This window comes from Corynebacterium sp. 2571A (assembly GCF_055700935.1).
The window spans coordinates 215,493-230,985 of sequence record NZ_JASTTE010000002.1; the positions used below are offsets into that span (position 1 = coordinate 215,493).

At 66.5% G+C, this 15,493-nt stretch carries 12 protein-coding genes; 3 read left to right on the forward strand and 9 right to left on the reverse strand.

Annotation, left to right across the window (positions count from 1 at the left end; translation table 11 throughout):
• Nucleotides 1-46 precede the first annotated feature (46 nt).
• On the forward strand, nt 47-1,051 hold the full coding sequence (locus tag QQS53_RS04410; protein ID WP_472774698.1) for an HNH endonuclease signature motif containing protein: 1,005 nt from the start codon (nt 47-49) through the stop codon (nt 1,049-1,051).
• 138 nt (nt 1,052-1,189) lie between these two features.
• On the opposite strand, the gene QQS53_RS04415 is transcribed toward QQS53_RS04410, so the two are convergent.
• From QQS53_RS04415 to QQS53_RS04435, 5 genes are read right to left on the reverse strand one after another with little or no spacing between them, the layout of a single operon-like run.
• On the reverse strand, nt 1,190-2,596 hold the full coding sequence (locus tag QQS53_RS04415; protein WP_472774699.1) for an ATP-binding cassette domain-containing protein: 1,407 nt from the start codon (nt 2,594-2,596) through the stop codon (nt 1,190-1,192).
• Nucleotides 2,593-3,384: an ABC transporter permease gene (locus QQS53_RS04420; protein WP_472774700.1), complete on the reverse strand. Its 792-nt coding sequence runs from the start codon at nt 3,382-3,384 to the stop codon at nt 2,593-2,595. The genes QQS53_RS04415 and QQS53_RS04420 overlap by 4 nt, the downstream gene beginning before the upstream one ends.
• Nucleotides 3,384-4,340, reverse strand: coding sequence for an ABC transporter permease (locus QQS53_RS04425; RefSeq protein ID WP_472774701.1), 957 nt, complete (start codon nt 4,338-4,340; stop codon nt 3,384-3,386). Before QQS53_RS04425 ends, QQS53_RS04420 begins: the two co-directional genes overlap by 1 nt.
• Nucleotides 4,337-5,848, reverse strand: coding sequence for an ABC transporter substrate-binding protein (locus QQS53_RS04430; RefSeq protein WP_472774702.1), 1,512 nt, complete (start codon nt 5,846-5,848; stop codon nt 4,337-4,339). The genes QQS53_RS04425 and QQS53_RS04430 overlap by 4 nt, the downstream gene beginning before the upstream one ends.
• A gap of 48 nt (nt 5,849-5,896) precedes the next feature.
• Complete coding sequence (locus QQS53_RS04435; RefSeq protein ID WP_472774703.1) at nt 5,897-6,661, reverse strand: GntR family transcriptional regulator; 765 nt, start codon at nt 6,659-6,661, stop codon at nt 5,897-5,899.
• A 605-nt stretch (nt 6,662-7,266) separates the two neighbouring features.
• Between QQS53_RS04435 and QQS53_RS04440 the strand changes: the two genes are divergently transcribed.
• A complete protein-coding gene (locus QQS53_RS04440) occupies nt 7,267-9,054 on the forward strand; it encodes a BCCT family transporter (RefSeq protein WP_472774704.1) in 1,788 nt (595 codons plus the stop codon).
• 142 nt (nt 9,055-9,196) lie between these two features.
• On the opposite strand, the gene QQS53_RS04445 is transcribed toward QQS53_RS04440, so the two are convergent.
• The 4 genes from QQS53_RS04445 to QQS53_RS04460 all read right to left on the reverse strand — a co-directional run bounded on the left by QQS53_RS04445 (nt 9,197) and on the right by QQS53_RS04460 (nt 14,772).
• On the reverse strand, nt 9,197-10,216 hold the full coding sequence (locus QQS53_RS04445; protein WP_472774705.1) for an LLM class flavin-dependent oxidoreductase: 1,020 nt from the start codon (nt 10,214-10,216) through the stop codon (nt 9,197-9,199).
• Nucleotides 10,217-10,245: 29 nt separating this feature from the next.
• Nucleotides 10,246-11,583, reverse strand: a complete 1,338-nt coding sequence (gene brnQ / locus QQS53_RS04450) for a branched-chain amino acid transport system II carrier protein (RefSeq protein WP_472774706.1) — start codon at nt 11,581-11,583, stop codon at nt 10,246-10,248.
• A 160-nt stretch (nt 11,584-11,743) separates the two neighbouring features.
• Nucleotides 11,744-12,865 carry a MalY/PatB family protein gene (locus tag QQS53_RS04455; protein ID WP_472774707.1) on the reverse strand — a complete coding sequence of 374 codons (1,122 nt, stop codon included), beginning with the start codon at nt 12,863-12,865 and terminating at the stop codon, nt 11,744-11,746.
• 20 nt (nt 12,866-12,885) lie between these two features.
• Entirely contained in the window at nt 12,886-14,772 is a 1,887-nt protein-coding gene (locus QQS53_RS04460) for an ABC transporter ATP-binding protein (RefSeq protein ID WP_472774708.1), read from the reverse strand.
• 167 nt (nt 14,773-14,939) lie between these two features.
• On the opposite strand from QQS53_RS04460, the gene QQS53_RS04465 reads away from it, so the two are divergent.
• Nucleotides 14,940-15,488 (forward strand): hypothetical protein, encoded by a 549-nt coding sequence (locus QQS53_RS04465; RefSeq protein WP_472774709.1) that lies wholly within the window; start codon nt 14,940-14,942, stop codon nt 15,486-15,488.
• Nucleotides 15,489-15,493 lie beyond the last annotated feature (5 nt).

The window sequence follows — 15,493 nt, forward strand, 5'->3', positions numbered from 1 at the left end:
GATCGTGCCCTTGTGGGGGTTGTCAGGTGCTTCTAGCGTGTGAGTCATGACAACGACAGCCATGGACACACTGAAAGCAGCGCACGCCATCTTCGCGGACGGGATCCAGTATTTGGACCTGTGCCGCCAGCTCAGCCTGCCCGCTTTGAAGGCTGTCATGTCCGATGTTGCCGCGGCCGCACACCACCGCGCGTGCCAGACCTTCTTCGGGAAGACGTCCTATACGCGCAAGCAAGCCGCCGCCCGCCGAGCCGCCGCTTCTCAGGGCCATCACCTGGATACCCTCTTGGTCCTGGACAATGCCTTCCGCCGGGTACGCCACCAGGGCGAGGCCTGGGCCATGCTCATCGAACTGTGCAACACCCCCGGCACCACCAAACAACTCCGCCGGCTTGCCAACCAAAAAGTCTTGGAGCTCAACCGCCCGGCCCCACCCGCCGAAGGCGTGCGCGTGACCCGCCGCAAAGACGGCCCCAGCACCTTCTCCATTACCGGGGACCCACAGCTGGTAGAAAACCTCTGGGCATCAATTAAGACCATCCCCGACGTGGAAGCCTTGTTCAGCGGCGGCCTAGAAAAACAACCCAAGACCACGCACGTGGTCATCTCCCTGCCGGACTGGGTGCGCATCCTCGCCGGCGACGGGGAGGAGATCACCTTGCAGCTGAGCAACGGCACCACCATGACCGGTGCCGACTACGTCCGCCAATGCCTACTGGACGCCGGCCTAGCCACCCTGGTGGACCCGAGGCGCGGGCCGGTCAACCAATACCGCTACCAACGACATGCCTCACCCAAGCAGAAAGACATGGCCAAAGCCGAGACCACCTGGTGTGCCTGGCCAAACTGTAGGAAACCGGCGGATGAGTGCCAGGTCCACCACATCCACCCCTGGGCAGGCGGCGGAGAAACCAACCAAGAAAACCTGACACTGTTGTGCGAGTTCCACAACTCCTGGAACGACGACGACCCCGCCTACCCCAGACACGGAAGAGTCCACCGAAGACACGGCAAAGTCACCTGGGACCCACCCTGGAGCGGCGGGCCCTAGGCCCGCCGTGAAAACAAAGCCGAGAGACGAAGGCTGCGAGGGGACGCTACAAGGAACAAGGCCAGCCGAAATACGCGAAAAGGCGCCACGGACCACGTCCGTAGCGCCTACTCGGCGTGCCTAAATACCTATATAGACCTATATAGACGAATCCTCGACCGCGGCCAGCAACTCGCGCGTGTAGTCGTGCTGCGGGTTCTCCCACACCTCGGCCGTCGGCCCGGCCTCTAAGATGTGGCCGTCGCGCATGACCACCACGGTGGGGCAGAGGTAGCGAATCACCGACAAGTCGTGGGAGATGAACACGACGGTGAGATCGTAGGCATCAATGAGCGAGTCGAACAGATCCAGCACCTGCCGGCGCACGGAGACGTCCAGCGCGGAGACGGCCTCGTCGGCGAGCACGATATCGGGCCGGCCCACCACGGCGCGCGCAATCGAGATGCGCTGGCGCTGCCCGCCGGAGAACTCGTGGGGGTAGCGGGAGGCATCGCTTGCTTTCAACCCCACCTGCTCCAGTACGCGGGCGACCTCCTCGGGCCCGGCGCCGCCCTCGGCGATGGATCGCCCCACCGTCAGCCGCGGGTTGAGCGAGCCCTGCGGATCCTGGAAGACCATCTGCACGCGCCCGTCCACACGCACGGATCCGCTGTCGGGGCGCTCCAACCCCGCAATCAGCTTGAGCACCGTCGTCTTGCCGGACCCGGAGCCGCCGACCACGCCGACGCGCCCGCCCCGCGGCACCGCCAGGTCCACGCCTGCGACCGCCGCCGCGCCGCCGAAGCTCTTGGTCACCGACTCCAGTGCGATGACGGGGTCCTGGCGGGAGGGGGCGGCATCGCCGGCCGGCAGCCGGGAGGCGCCCACCAGCTGCTGGGTGTACGGGTGCTGCGGGCTATCCAACACGTGCTCGCCGGCCTCGACGATGGCCCCGTCGCGCAGCACCGCAATCCGTTCACACATCCGGTCAGCCACCCGCAGGTCGTGGGTGATAAACAACACGGCGGTGTCGTGCTCGGCGGCCAGGGCGTCGATGAGGTCGAGGACCTCGGCCTGCGTGGTCGCGTCCAGGGCGGTAGTCGGCTCGTCGCAGATGAGCAGGTCAGGGGTACGGGCCATCGCCATGGCAATGAGCACGCGCTGGCGCTGCCCGCCGGACAGCTCGAAGGGGTAGCGCCGCGCCGTCGATGCCGGCAGCAGCACCTTCTCCAGCATCTCCGGGCTCCCCCCGGCCAGGCGCAGCTGCCGCCCGACGGTCATCAACGGGTCCAGCGCGCTCATGGGCTCCTGGAAAACCATCGCCATCCGCTCGCCGCGCAGCCGCCGATGCCGCTTATCCGCCAGCCCCACCAACTCCTGGCCGTCGAAGCGGATGCTGCCGGCGACGGGCAGGTCGTGCAGCCCCATCACCGACAGGGCGGTTAAAGACTTGCCGGAGCCGGACTCGCCGATAAGGCCTAGGCGTTGGCCGCGGTCCAGGTGCAGGGAGACGTCGTCGACGAGCCCGTCGCCCACGCGCAGGCCCTCGATGGCAAGCAAAGTCATGCGTCCTCCTTCGGATCCCAGGCGTCGCGCAGCCCGTCGCCCAGCAGGTTAAAGCCCAGCACCGTCACGGCGATGGCCGCACCCGGCGCCCACACCAGCCACGGGGCGGTGCTCATCAGCGTCTGCGAGTCCTGCAGCATCCGCCCCCAGGACGCGGCCGGGGGAGCCGTGCCCAGCCCCAGGTAGGACAGGGCGGCCTCGGCCAGCACGGCCAGGGCGAAGTAGACGGAGGCCTGGACGATGATGAGCCCGCGGATATTCGGCAGCACGTGGCGCAGCGCAATCCGCGGCGCGGACACGCCGGAGACCCGGGCGGAGGCGATGTAGTCCTGGTGGATGACCTGCAGCGTGCCGGAGCGGGCCACGCGCGCGAACGCCGGGATGCCCGCGATGCCGATGGCCACCATTGCCGTTACCGTCGACGGGCCCCACACCGCGCCGGCGACAATCGCCAGCAGCAGCGCCGGGAAGGCGAGCACCAGGTCGGAGCCGCGCATGATAAGCCAGTCGCCGTAGCCCATGCCGGCCATGACCCCCAGCGGCACGCCCACGGCCGCCGCGATGCCGACCGCGAGCACGCCGACCAGCAGCGTGACCTGGGAGCCCACCATGATGCGCGCGGCCACGTCGCGGCCAAAGCGGTCGGTGCCCAGCAGGTGTTCGGCGCCGGGGCCGACCAGCCGGGCGGCGGTATCTGCCAGGTCCGGCGGGTACGGCGTCCACACCAGGGACACCAGCGCCAAGACAATGGGGATGGCCACTAGGACGGCGCCTAGGTACTTCTGCATTACGCGGCCTCCTTGACACTGGGGCGGGCGTTGGCGCGGCCGCGCGCCAGGCGCGGGTCAATCAGGCGGTAGGCCACGTCGACGAGCAGGTTCACCGTCAGGGTGAACGCCACCAGGAGCATGACCAGCGTCTGGACGGTGGTGAGATCGCGGTTGGCGACGGCATCGAGAAGCATGCTGCCCAGGCCCGGGACCACGAAGACGGATTCGATGACCACGGCGCCGATGACCAGCGTGGTCAGCTGCACGCCGGCGACGGTCAGCACGGGCAGGGCCGCGTTGCGCAGGCCGTGGCGGATAAGCGCCCGCGTGGGCGAGGCACCTAGCGCCCGGGCGGTGCGGATATAGTCCTGCCCCATGACCTCGCGGACGGCGGCGCGCACGTACCGGGTCAGCATGGCCGCCTGCACCAGCGCCAGCGAGACCACCGGCAGGACAAGGTGCGCCACGAAATCGCCGAAGCCCTGGTTGGGCGGCACCCACCCGCCGGTGGGCAGCCAGCGCCCGAAGGCGTTAATAAGCAGCAGACCGACCAGGAAGTTCGGCAGCGCGATGCCCAGCTGGCTCAGCACCGACAGCCCCGGGTAGCGGGCGCTGGCAATTCCCAGCGGCACCGCGATGACCAGCGCCAGCAGCAGCGCCAGGCCGACCAGGATGAGCGAGACCTGCGCGCGGTCGAGCACCTGGGCGGTGATCGAGGTCTGCGAGGCCAGCGAGACGCCGAAATCGCCGCGCAGCAGCCCGCCCATCCAGTCCGCGTACTGGGTGATAAGCGGCTGGTCCAGGCCTAGGGTGGCGCTGAGCTCGGCGACGGCGTCGTCGGTGGCGTTGATGCCCAGCGCCACGCGGGCCGGGTTGCCCGGCACGGCCCGCATCATGGCGAAGATGACCACGCTGGCCACCGCCAGCACGAAGACGTAGCGGCCCACCAGCTTGACGATGCCGACTGCCCTCACCGCGCGCTCACCTCCGTCAGATCGACGGAGTCGGTAACCATGTCGGGGCGCAGCCCGGTCACGCCGGGGCGGCTGAGCACGATATTGGGCATGTTCATCAATGTGACGGCGCCGGCCTCGGCCATGATCTGGTCGACGGCCTGGGAGGTCAGCGCGCGGAATCCTTCGGGGGTCGCGGCGGTATCGGCGGCGGCGAAAAGCTCGCGCACGCGCGGAGAATCGTAGCCCAGGTAGTAGTCCGGGCTGCCGAACAGGGTGGTCAGATCGCGCGGCTCGACGTGGGAGACCAGCGAGACCTGGTAGTCGTGGGCGCCCATGACCTGGCCCAGCCACACCGCGGGGAATTCCGCGGACTCCAGCCGCACGTCGAAGCCGACCTCCGTCAGCTGCGAGTAGATCAGCTCGGCGGCGGTCTGGGCGTACGGCAGGGTAGGCACGGTGATGGTGATGGGGGCGCCGACGGCTCCGGCATCGTGGAGCAGCTGGCGCGCCCGCTGCGGGTCGAAGGGGTAGTAGTTTTCGCCCGTGAACCAGGGGTCGGTGGGCGCGACGGGCGCGGCGCCGGTGTCGGTGGCTAGCCCGCCGAAGAGGATCTCGCTGGCGGCCTGGCGGTCGATGGCATAGGCCACGGCCTGGCGCACCCGCGGGTCGTCGAAGGGGGCGGCCTGGTTGTTCAGCGACAGCAGCACCTCGCCGTTGGTGGTGCCGACGTGCTTTTCGATGCCGTCCGGCAAGTCGTCGAGCAGCTCCGGCGACTGAACGGCCCAGACCACGTCCGCCCCGCCGGAGCGCAGCGCGTTGAGGGCGGTCAGCGAATCCGGGAAGTAGCTGATGGTGACCGGCTGGGCGGCCGGGGTGCCCCAGTAGTCGTCGCGGGGGTCGAGCGCCACGAACTCGTTGGGGCTGAACTTGCTCACGGCGTAGGGGCCGGTGCCGACGGGGCGGCTGGCGAGCTCGCCGACGCCATCCGGCGTCATCATCGCGCCGACGGTGGTGCCCAGCTGCCACAGCCAGCTGTTGGAACGCTGGTGCAGATCGACGGTGAGCTCGTGCTCGCCGGTCGCGCGGGCGCTTTTGACCACGTCCATCTGGGAGGACAGGGCGTTGGACCAATGGTTTTTGACGTAGTCCAGGCTGAAGGCTGCGGTCTCCGCGTTGAAGGGGGAGCCGTTGGAAAAGCGCACGCCGCGGCGCAGCTGGAAGACGTAGTGGGTGCCGTCGGCGGAGACCTCCCAGTCGGTGGCGAGCTGGGGCACGACCTCGCCGGTCTCGGGATCGATGGCCACCAGGGTCTCGTAGACGTTGTTCATCAGGGCGGCGGGGATGGCCGCGCCGCCGACGGTGGTGAAGTCCAGGGACGTGGCGGGGGAGGTGGTGGCGACGGTGAGGGCATCGGCGGCCTGGCCGGCGGGGGCCGGGTCGACGACGGCGGTATGACCGGCCGCGCACCCGGATAGCAGGGTGGCGGCGAGTACCAGCGACGCGCTGCGTCTGGCTCGGAAAGTCATATCGAAAGGGTAGTGCACCCCGTCACTATTTGGCGAAATTGCCACACATTAGTTGTCGCTGACCCCCGGGAATACCTCCAGCGGGGAGGCGCCACCGCGTACAGAGGACAGGTTTACCGACAACGCGTCGGCGCGGAAGCGGTAGACCGCCAGCTCGACGGGGCGGCCTTGATGGTTGGCAACGAGCATCCCCACCGTCCAGATGGGTGAGCCGGGCTCGATGCCGAGGGCTGTGGCATCGTCGGCCGTGGCGGCGCCTATCTCGATGCGCCGGTTGACGTTGTCGAAGTCGACGCCGGCGGCGCGCAGGTGCGTGTGCAGCGAGCCGGAGTCGGCGTCGAAGTTGAGGATTTCCTGCCCGACGTCGATGGGGAAGTAGAGCCGCTCGATGACCAGGGGGCGGTCGTTGCAGCTGCGCAGGCGGTGGACGTAGACGACCTGCTCGTCGGCGTCGATGCCGAGGCGCTGGGCGACGTCCTCCGGGGCGGGGCGGCGGGCCAGCCAGAAGGTCTTCTGCTGCGGGGTATAACCGTGCTGGCGCAGCCAGGAGCTCACGGAGATGATGGAGTCGAAGGTCTCGGCGTTGAAGTTGCCGAGCACGACGGAGCGCCGGCCGCGGCCGGAGGAGATGGCGCCTTCGGCGCGCAGGACGGCCATCGCCTGGCGGACGGGGCCGCGCGATGAGTTGAACTGCGCGCATAGCTCGGCCTCGCTGGGCAGTTGATCTCCAGGCTGGAGTTCGCCGCTGCGGATCTGCTCCTTCAGGTAGTCGCAGATTTTGAGGTGCTGCTGCGGTTCTCGGTGCTGCCTCACTAGTTGTTCAGTGCTCCCTTCAATCCAGACAGGCTGGAAAACGCCGGCGCTTCCGCCACCCGGGGTGGCAGGCGCCGGCCGGCCCGCGAGCTGGGGAGAACGCGGGCATCATTAACGGTTTGCCTTAGTTGTGTCAAGTGTAACGAATAACGGTTTTATAAAAAACGGCATACAAGTAATTATTGGGATGTGAAGATGTTTTGTTTAGGTTGCTGCGATTGGTGGGAGGCTATCTCGGGGGTGAGGTGCCGGCGCACTTTCTGGCCCCCTGGCTAGCGTGATTATAGGGTGCTTGAGGCGTGGGGCCAAGGCGCGGGGCCGCGTTGTGAAGCTAAGAGAAGACTCAGAAAGATAGATAAGTCACACTGCCCGCGGTGAGCTTCGAGTTTTTGGGAATGTATACAAATATGCATCCGCACCGTTCCAGTAGGGGATAGTTGTGCCGTCTTGAGCTGCGTATATATCTACACCTGTTGATCTTTTGGTCCAGTGGCTGGGGGTGGTGGGCGAGAAACTGATCATTAATTCTCAGTTTCACCGTTCGGGGCGATGGCGTCCGCTACTCTGGTGACGGCATATTCCGTCCAAAGATAGGATCATTCCTCATGTCTTCCGATCGGCCCAAGAGGTTTCTTGGGCTCAAGACCGACCCCTTTGTCTTCTTAGTGGCCGCCGGCTTTATCGTCGTCTTCGTTGCCGGCACTCTGTTGTTCGGGGTCCAGGCTCGCGATCTCTACGCGGTCGCAGCCAATTCCTTGCTCACCAACCTGGGCTGGCTGTACATCGGCGGTTTCTCGGTTATTTTCGTGTTCCTGATTGGTATCTTCGTTTCTCGCTATGGCAATTTGCGCCTGGGCGACGACGATGACGAACCCGAGTATTCCCTGCCGGTGTGGTTTTCCATGCTCTTCGCCGCCGGGCTGGGCGCGACCTTGCTCTTCTGGGGCGCGGCCGAGCCGCTCCACCACTCCTTCAACCCGCCCCGCGGGGGACTGGAGCCGATGAGCCAGGAGGCCATAGAACAGGCCTTCCACTTCACCTACTACCACTTCGCGGTCCACATGTGGGTCCCGTTCGCCCTGCCGGGCCTGGCGATGGGCTACTTCGTCTACAAGCGCAAGATGCCCGCCCGCATGTCCTCGGTCTTTTCCCCGCTGCTCGGCAAGCGTGTCTACCGCTGGCCCGGCAAGCTCATCGATGCCCTCTCTATCATCGGCACCGTCTTTGGCCTCGCCGTCTCGGTGGGCCTGGGCGTGCTGCAGATCAACGCCGGCCTGAACATCATGTTCGGCGTGCCGCTGGTCGGCTGGGTCGAGGTGCTCATCATCGTGGCGGTTACCGCGATCGCCTCCATCTCCGTGGCGTCTGGCCTAGACCGCGGTGTGAAGATCTTGTCGAACGTCAACATCGTCGCCGCCTTCGTGCTGATGTTCTTCGTCCTCGTGATGGGCCCGACGCTGACCCTGCTCAAGCACACGGTGGAGGCCTTTGGCGGCTACGCCAGCTCCCTGCCGGAGCTGATGTTCTGGACGGACTCCTTCGATGAGAACCCGGGCTGGCAGGGCACGTGGACGGCCTTCTACTGGGCCTGGACCATCTGCTGGGCCCCGTTTGTGGGTATGTTCATTGCGCGGATTTCGCGCGGGCGCACGGTGCGCCAGTTCATCGGCGGCGTGCTGGCGCTGCCGACCATCGTGGTCGTGGTGTGGTTTTCCATCTTCGGCCGCGCGGCCATCGAGACGGAGCTGGACAACCCCGGCATTCTGACCAAGCCGGTGGTCGAGGACGGCGACACCCCCGTCGCGCTGTTCGCCCTGCTGGAGCAGTACCCGCTGTATATGCTCTCCGGCACGCTGGCGCTGGCGGTCATCATCGTCTTCTTTATTACTTCGCTGGACTCGGCGGCGCTGGTCATGGATACCTTCGCCAGCGGCGAGGAAAACAAGACGCCGACGTATTACCGCGTCTCGTGGGCCTGCGCGGTAGGCCTGGTGACCGCGGCCTTGCTGTTCATCAATGACACGGGCATCGAGGCCATCCAGGAAGTCGTCATCGTCGTAGCGTTGCCGTTCTTCCTGATGGAATTCGTGATGATGTACTCACTGGTCAAGGGTATGAACGACGACTCGGCGGCGCAGCGCCGCACCCGCACGCGCCACTGGGGCAAGACGGACACGCCGGAGAAATACGAGGCCGCCGATGCCCGCCCGGCCCCCGGCTACGACAGCGAGGGCAACGAGCTGGATCGCCCCGAACTCGAATACGACGAGGACGGTAACATGCGCATCCCGGGCAATATCATCGTCGAAGGCGACCTGGGGGTGGGCGGCGACTTCGACGACGACTGGGACGGCGAGGACGCCGCCGGCCAGGGGGACAAGCCTCGCGCTTAAGGGGGGAGCGGGTCTGAGGCGGGGCCCTAAAGCCCGCCTAGAGCCCGCTTAGACTGGGCCCGGAACTCGGCTGGAAGCAAGCCTAAGAGCCCAGCTGAGAAACAGGCCTAGAACCCGGCCGGGACCCGGCATGGATCCCGGCCTAGAACCAGGCCTTGGCCAGGATGTCCAGGGACTTGAGCGTCTCGGCGCGGCTGCTGGTCTGAATGGAGACCATCAGCTCGTCGGCGCTGGCGTGATCCTGGAACCACTCGAGGTATTCGCGGACTTCGTCGCCGGTGCCGACGGCGGAGTAGCGCAGCATCTCCAGGATCTGCTGGCCCTGGTAGGAACCGATGATCTGGTTGACCTGCTCGTCGGTCAGGAACTTGCCGCGGCCGGCGAAGGCCTTGACGCGGTTGAAGCCGACGCGCTCGAAGATTTCGGAGGCCTCTTCGGAGGTATCGCCGGCGGTGACGTTGACCGCGGCGATGACGTAGGGCTCGTCCAAGACGTCGGAGGGCTGGAAGTTGTCCCGGTAGTACTTCGTCGCGGCCTCCAGGTGCTGCGGCGCGAAGTGGGAGGCGAAAGAGTAGGGCAGGCCGTACTTGGCCGCCAGCGATGCCCCGAACATCGACGAGCCCAGGATGTAGACCGGCACGTGCGTGTTGGCACCCGGCACCGCCTGGACGCCCGGGATGATGGACTTGCCGGCCAGGTAGGCGGTCAGCTCGCGCACGTCCTCGGGGAAGCGCTCGGCGGCGTTGCCGTCGCGGCGCAGGGCGCGGCCGAGAGTGTGCATATCGGTGCCGGGGGCGCGGCCGACGCCCAGGTCGATGCGGTCCGGGTAGAGCTCGGCCAGCGTGCCGAACTGCTCGGCGATGATATAAGGAGCGTGGTTAGGCAACATCACCCCGCCCGAGCCCAGCCGGATGCTGTTGGTGTGGGCACCAATATGGGAAATCAGCACCGCCGGGGCGGAGGAGGTGATGGTGGACATGTTGTGGTGCTCGGTGTACCAGAGGCGCTTGTACCCTAGCTCCTCGGCCCGCTGGGCGAGGGTGACCGAGTGGGCCATGGACTGGGCGGCGGTTTCCCCCTCGTAGATCGTGCAGAAATCCAGTACGGAAAGCGGTGCGTGGGCAGTCTGGGTAGTCAACGGTGCTCCTTTGGAAGACGACATCTTGCTACCCACCGTACCTGCGGCGGATTTTATTCGGCGGCGGGGCGCACGAGGGCATCGATAACCGCGCCGACGACGAAAGCAATCGCGGTGGGCACGACCCAGCCCAGCGACAGCGCCTGGCCCGGCGAGAGGTTGAGCATCGGCTCCAGGGCGCTGGCCCAACCCAGGTCGGCGATGACCGTCAGGGCGGACCAGAGCACGGAGACCCACAGGCTCAGCCGGTAGCCCCAGTAGAAGGTCACGGCCTTCTTGACCAGCGGCTGCAGCAGAGTGATGAAGATCAGTGTGATGGCCGGCGGGTAGAGGAAGGTAATGAACGGCACGGCCACCGACAGCACGGTCTCCAGGCCCTGGAACGCCAGCAGGATGGACAGGGCGGTAAAGACCACGGCCCAGAAGCGGTAGGTGGTCTTGGGCACCAGCATCTCGAAGAAGGCGGAGCAGGCGGTGATCAGGCCCACGGCGGTGGTCATGCACGCCAGCAGCACGATGGCGGAGAAGACCGCCTGGCCGACCGTGCCCATGGTCATGTTGGCGGAATCGGCCAAAAGGACCGCGCCGGATTCGTAGTCCTGGCCGTTGGGCAGGGTCTGCGCCAGCCAGGCCAGGCCCAGGTAGATGGCCGCCAGCAGGCCGCCGGCCACAAGAGCGGCGGTGATGGTGCCGCCCATCAGGGACTTGGTGGACTTGAATCCCTTGCTGCGCAGGGAGCCCACGATGACGATGGAAAACGCCAGGCCCGCGATGGCGTCCATGGTGTTGTAGCCCTCGAACAGGCCGGTGACCATGGGGGAGCTGGAATAGTCCTCGGTGGGCACGCCCGGGTTCCGCGGGTTGGCGGTGGTGGCCAGGATGATGAGCAGGGCCAGCAGGGCCACCAGGGCCGGGGTCAGGAACTTGCCCAGGGTGTCCATGATGGAGTTCGGCTTCCAGGACAGCGCCAGCGCGATCAGGAAGAACACGGCGTTGAAGATGCCGTTGGCGGCCGTGCCTTCCCAGCCCAGCAGCGGGGTGATGGCGGTTTCCATGGAGACCGCGCCGGTACGCGGCAGCGCGTAGAAGGCGCCGATGGCCAGGTAGGCCATAGCGGAGAAGACGATGCCGAACCAGGCGCCGCCGTGGGCTCCCAGGTCACGGACGCTGCGGCCAGACAGCGAGACTGCCACGACCGCCAGCACCGGCAGCAGCACGCCGGCGGCGAGGAAGCCTAGGACGGCGGGCCAGAAGTTAGTGCCGGAGGACACGCCCACCATGGGCGGGAAAATGAGGTTGCCGGCGCCGAAGAACATCGAAAACAGCATGAGCGCCGCCACGACGATGGTCATAGCAGGCCGCTTCGGTGCGGACGTAACGGGTTGAGCCATTGCTTAAGCCCTTCATTGACAGGGGGTCGTATAGTATCGCTCCCGCCGCCACGCCCCACGGGGGTGGTGTGGGGCCCAGCGGCGGGTTATGGCCGGCGGGTCGCGCCGTTCGCATAATGAGACAATACCGCCCACTGTATGAGAAAGTAAAGACGGGGTGCTAGTTTTCGAAGGCGCGGCCCAGCCGGTCGAGCGCCTCCTGCAGGATTTCCCGCGAGGTCGCGAAGTTCAGCCGCGCGTGGTGCTCGCCGCCGGTGCCGAAGGTGGAACCCTCGTTGAGCGCGACGCGGGCATTCTCCAGCACCCAGCGGGCCGGGTGCGGATCGGAGCCAATCTTAGTGTCGGAAAAGTCCAGCCACAAAAGGTAGGTCGCCTGGGGGCAGGCGGCCTTAATACCGGGCACGCGCTGGGGAAGCTCCTCCAGCAGCCAGTCCCGCGTCTGCTTCAGATAGGCCAGCTCTTCGTCCAGGTACTCGCCGCCGTCGCGGTAGGCGGCCTCGGCGGCGATAACGCCCAGGGTGCCGGTGCCGTCCTTGGCCACCCCGGTCAACCTCTTCCAGGTCGCGATGTCGGCGGGGTTGGAAAAAATCATCTGCGCGCATTTGAGGCCGGCCACGTTGAAGGCCTTCGACGTTGAGGTCGTGGTGATGGTCACGTCCGGGCCGACAGATGCCACCGGCGTGTGCTGGCCCGCAAAGACCAGCGGGGCGTGGATCTCGTCGGCCAGGATGCGGGCATCGTAGGTGCGCGCCAGCTCGACTAGGCCGCGCAGGAAGTCCTCGTCCAGCACGCGGCCCAGCGGGTTGTAGGGGTTGGCCAGCAGGATGGAGCCGGCGCCGGCGGCGAAGGCGCGCTCGATTTCGGCCAGGTCCAGCTCCGCGGAGACCTCGACCTTCTCGCGGCCGGCGGTGGCGGGCACCTCCAAAAGCGGCGGGTAGGACGGTACCGGCACGACGATCGGGGAGTCCGGGCGGGTGAAATACTGCACGCCCAGCAGCATGCCGCGCACGACGTCGCCGATCCAGAAAATCCCCTTCTCGTCCGGGCGCCAGCCGAAGCGCTCGGCGTAAAAGTCCGCGAGCGCTCCCGGCAGATCGCTCGAGCGCGGGGCCGGGGTATAACCGAAGGTCTCGCGGTCCACCATGTCTTGGATGGCGTCTTTGATCGCGGGCGCGGTGGGGAAGTCGGATTCGGCAATCCACAGGGGGATGACGTCGGAGTCGTAGACGGTCCACTTGCGGGTGCCGCGGGCGGCTAGTTGCTCAAGACTCGGAAATTCCATGGCCCCCAGCCTAGCCGGGCTTAAATCTCGGTCTCATCCTCCGACTCGCGCTCCGGGCTGCCGTCCACGAAGCCAAAGCGCTTCAACCTCCGCCTATCCGCCGCGGAGGCCGACTGAGTCAGCTGCAGTAGCTGTGCATAAATTCCGCCCGAGCGGGCCAGCTCCGCCGGCGAGCCGATCTCCTGGACGCGTCCGCGATCCAGCGTGACGATCGTGTCCACGCCCGCGATGGTGGACAGGCGGTGGGCGATGATCAAGGTGGTGCGATCCTTCATCAGCTCGTCCAGGCCGGCCTGCACGGCGCGCTCGGCCTTGGTGTCCAGCGCCGAGGTGGCCTCGTCGAGGACCAGGATGGGCGCGTCCTTGAGCATCGCGCGCGCCACCGCCACGCGCTGCTTCTGCCCGCCGGACAGCCGCAGGCCGCGCTCGCCGACGACGGTGTCGTAGCCATCGGGGAAAGCGGTGATGAAGTCGTGGGCATTGGCGCGCTGGGCGACGGCGACGATCTCGGCATCGCTAGCGCCCGGCTTGCCGTAGGCGATGTTCTCGCGCACCGTGCCCGAAAACAGGAAGGGCTCCTGGAAGACCACGCCCACGGAGGCGCGCAGCTGCTCCGCGGTCAGGTCGCGGACCGGGTGGCCGAGCACCTCGAGGTTGCCCTCCGTCGGCCGGTACAGGCCCAGTAGCAGGTTGACCAGGGTGGACTTGCCGCCGCCGGACTCGCCGACCAAGGCGACCTGCTGGCCCTCGTGCGCGGTGAAGCTGACGTTTTCGACCACCGGCTTGCCCTCCTCGTAGGAAAAGGACACGTCGTGGAAGGCGAAGCCGGCCTGCCCCGGGGTCTGTTCCAACGGGGCGACGTCCTGGGAGCCGGGCTCGGTGGCATCGGCGGCGCGGGCGGCGCTGATAAGGGCCGGGTTGGCCGTGGGCTCGACGTCCTCGCCCATGACGCGGAAGTAGTCGCGGGAGCCGGCGATGGCCCGCTGCGCGGAGTCGACAATCCAGCTCATCATGAACACCGGCTGCTTGGCCATGGTGACCATCTGGATGAGCATGACCATATCGCCCAGACCGAAGTGCCCGCCCAGGGTGCGCCAGAAGATGACGGCGTAGATGCCGAAGAAGATGGCGGCCATCGCCAGCCCGCGCAACCCGTCCATGGTGTGCCACCAGCGCGACTGCGGGCGGGTGGTCTCCACGTACCCGCGGTAGTGGCGGGCAAAGCTGGTTAGCTCGCGCAGCTCTGCCACGAAGGACTTGGTGACCTTGACCTGGCCGATGACCTCGGCGAAGCGGCCGTTGGCGACGTCGATGTGTTCGTTTTTGACCGCCTCGTAGCGCTGCCAGCGCTTGGAGGTCAGCGCCGTGAGCCACATATAGATAGGAAAGAGCAGCGCCAGCATGACCGCCAGCGGCCAGTAGTAGAAGGCGGTGATAATCAGGATCGCCACGACCTGCAGCAGCATGGAGATGAAGTTGTTGGAAAACGACTGCAGAAACTGCGTGACGAACATGATCGAGCGGTCCAGGCGCGCGATGATGGTGCCGGTTATCTGGTTGTCGTAGTAGCGCTGCGGCAGCGATAGCAGCTTGGCGAAATACCGCGTGGACAGGATTTGCCGAAGGCGCGAGACCATGACGTCGCCGACGTAGCCGCCCAGGTTGTTGAAGATGGAGCCTAGGGCATCGGCGGCGAAAAGCAGCAGGGCGAGCCAGATGACGGTGCGCAGGGCGGTCTCGGCGGGGCTGTCGCCGGTAACAGCCGCGACGATGGTGTCCGTGGCCTCGCGCACGATAAACGGCGAGGCCAGCGACAGCGCCGCGGCCAGGGTGGCGGTGAGCACCACCCCGAGGTAATAGGGCCACAGTGCCCACGCGCTTTTGACGATCCGGGCCAAAGAATTCATGCCCTGCCTCCACTACCTAAAGCGTTGTTTTTGATTAAGTCACGGGAACCCACAGATACTAAGGCCGCCAAGCACGCCTGGCAAACGGGACGTCGATGCGTTAAAAGGCGGCCGCGTCGGTTAAGCTTACGGCGAGCAAGTACTACACGGACGGGAGATAATCCACGGTGAATAACTCGCAGTGGCGGGCCCTCGGGCTGGTGCCGGTGTGCGCGCTCGGGCTGGCGGCCTGCAGCGTGCTCGAGCCCGGAGAAGCCGGCCTGAGCCCCGACGAAGAAATCACGGTCACCTCCTCCGAGATGCCCGATTTCGAGCCGGAGGACGTGCCCGACAAGGAAGTCAAGGGCGACCTCACCCAGACCGTCAAGGACGAGGGGTTGGGCGTCGAGTGGACCCTGCAGGGTGTTTACGCCGACAGCGTCCAGGGCTCCGTGGTCACCGTCGCGCTGAAAAACCTCAACGACGTGCCCCTGCCCGCCGATGCCATCGGCCAGCCCAAGCTGGAATACCGCTCCGGCAGCAGCTTCGAAGAGGTCGACCTGCTGGACTACGACTCGGAGGTCAACTCCGACGTCAACCCGCCGGGCCTCGACTACCCGCTGGGGGAGAAGGCGACCACCAACGTCCAGTACCGCGTGGACGCGTCCCCGACCGCGCTGACCGATGCCCGCTTGACCCTGGGCAACGTCACCTGGGTGGGGAACCTGAACCTGTGACGCCG

Bases quoted from the DNA above. Each gene is read 5' to 3' on its own strand.
- QQS53_RS04410 (WP_472774698.1), top strand. From the start codon at position 47: ATGACAACGACAGCCATGGACACACTGAAAGCAGCGCACGCCATCTTC.
- QQS53_RS04415 (WP_472774699.1), bottom strand. From the start codon at position 2,596: ATGACTTTGCTTGCCATCGAGGGCCTGCGCGTGGGCGACGGGCTCGTC.
- QQS53_RS04420 (WP_472774700.1), bottom strand. From the start codon at position 3,384: ATGCAGAAGTACCTAGGCGCCGTCCTAGTGGCCATCCCCATTGTCTTG.
- QQS53_RS04430 (WP_472774702.1), bottom strand. From the start codon at position 5,848: ATGACTTTCCGAGCCAGACGCAGCGCGTCGCTGGTACTCGCCGCCACC.
- QQS53_RS04440 (WP_472774704.1), top strand. From the start codon at position 7,267: ATGTCTTCCGATCGGCCCAAGAGGTTTCTTGGGCTCAAGACCGACCCC.
- QQS53_RS04445 (WP_472774705.1), bottom strand. From the start codon at position 10,216: ATGTCGTCTTCCAAAGGAGCACCGTTGACTACCCAGACTGCCCACGCA.
- brnQ (WP_472774706.1), bottom strand. From the start codon at position 11,583: ATGGCTCAACCCGTTACGTCCGCACCGAAGCGGCCTGCTATGACCATC.
- QQS53_RS04455 (WP_472774707.1), bottom strand. From the start codon at position 12,865: ATGGAATTTCCGAGTCTTGAGCAACTAGCCGCCCGCGGCACCCGCAAG.
- QQS53_RS04460 (WP_472774708.1), bottom strand. From the start codon at position 14,772: ATGAATTCTTTGGCCCGGATCGTCAAAAGCGCGTGGGCACTGTGGCCC.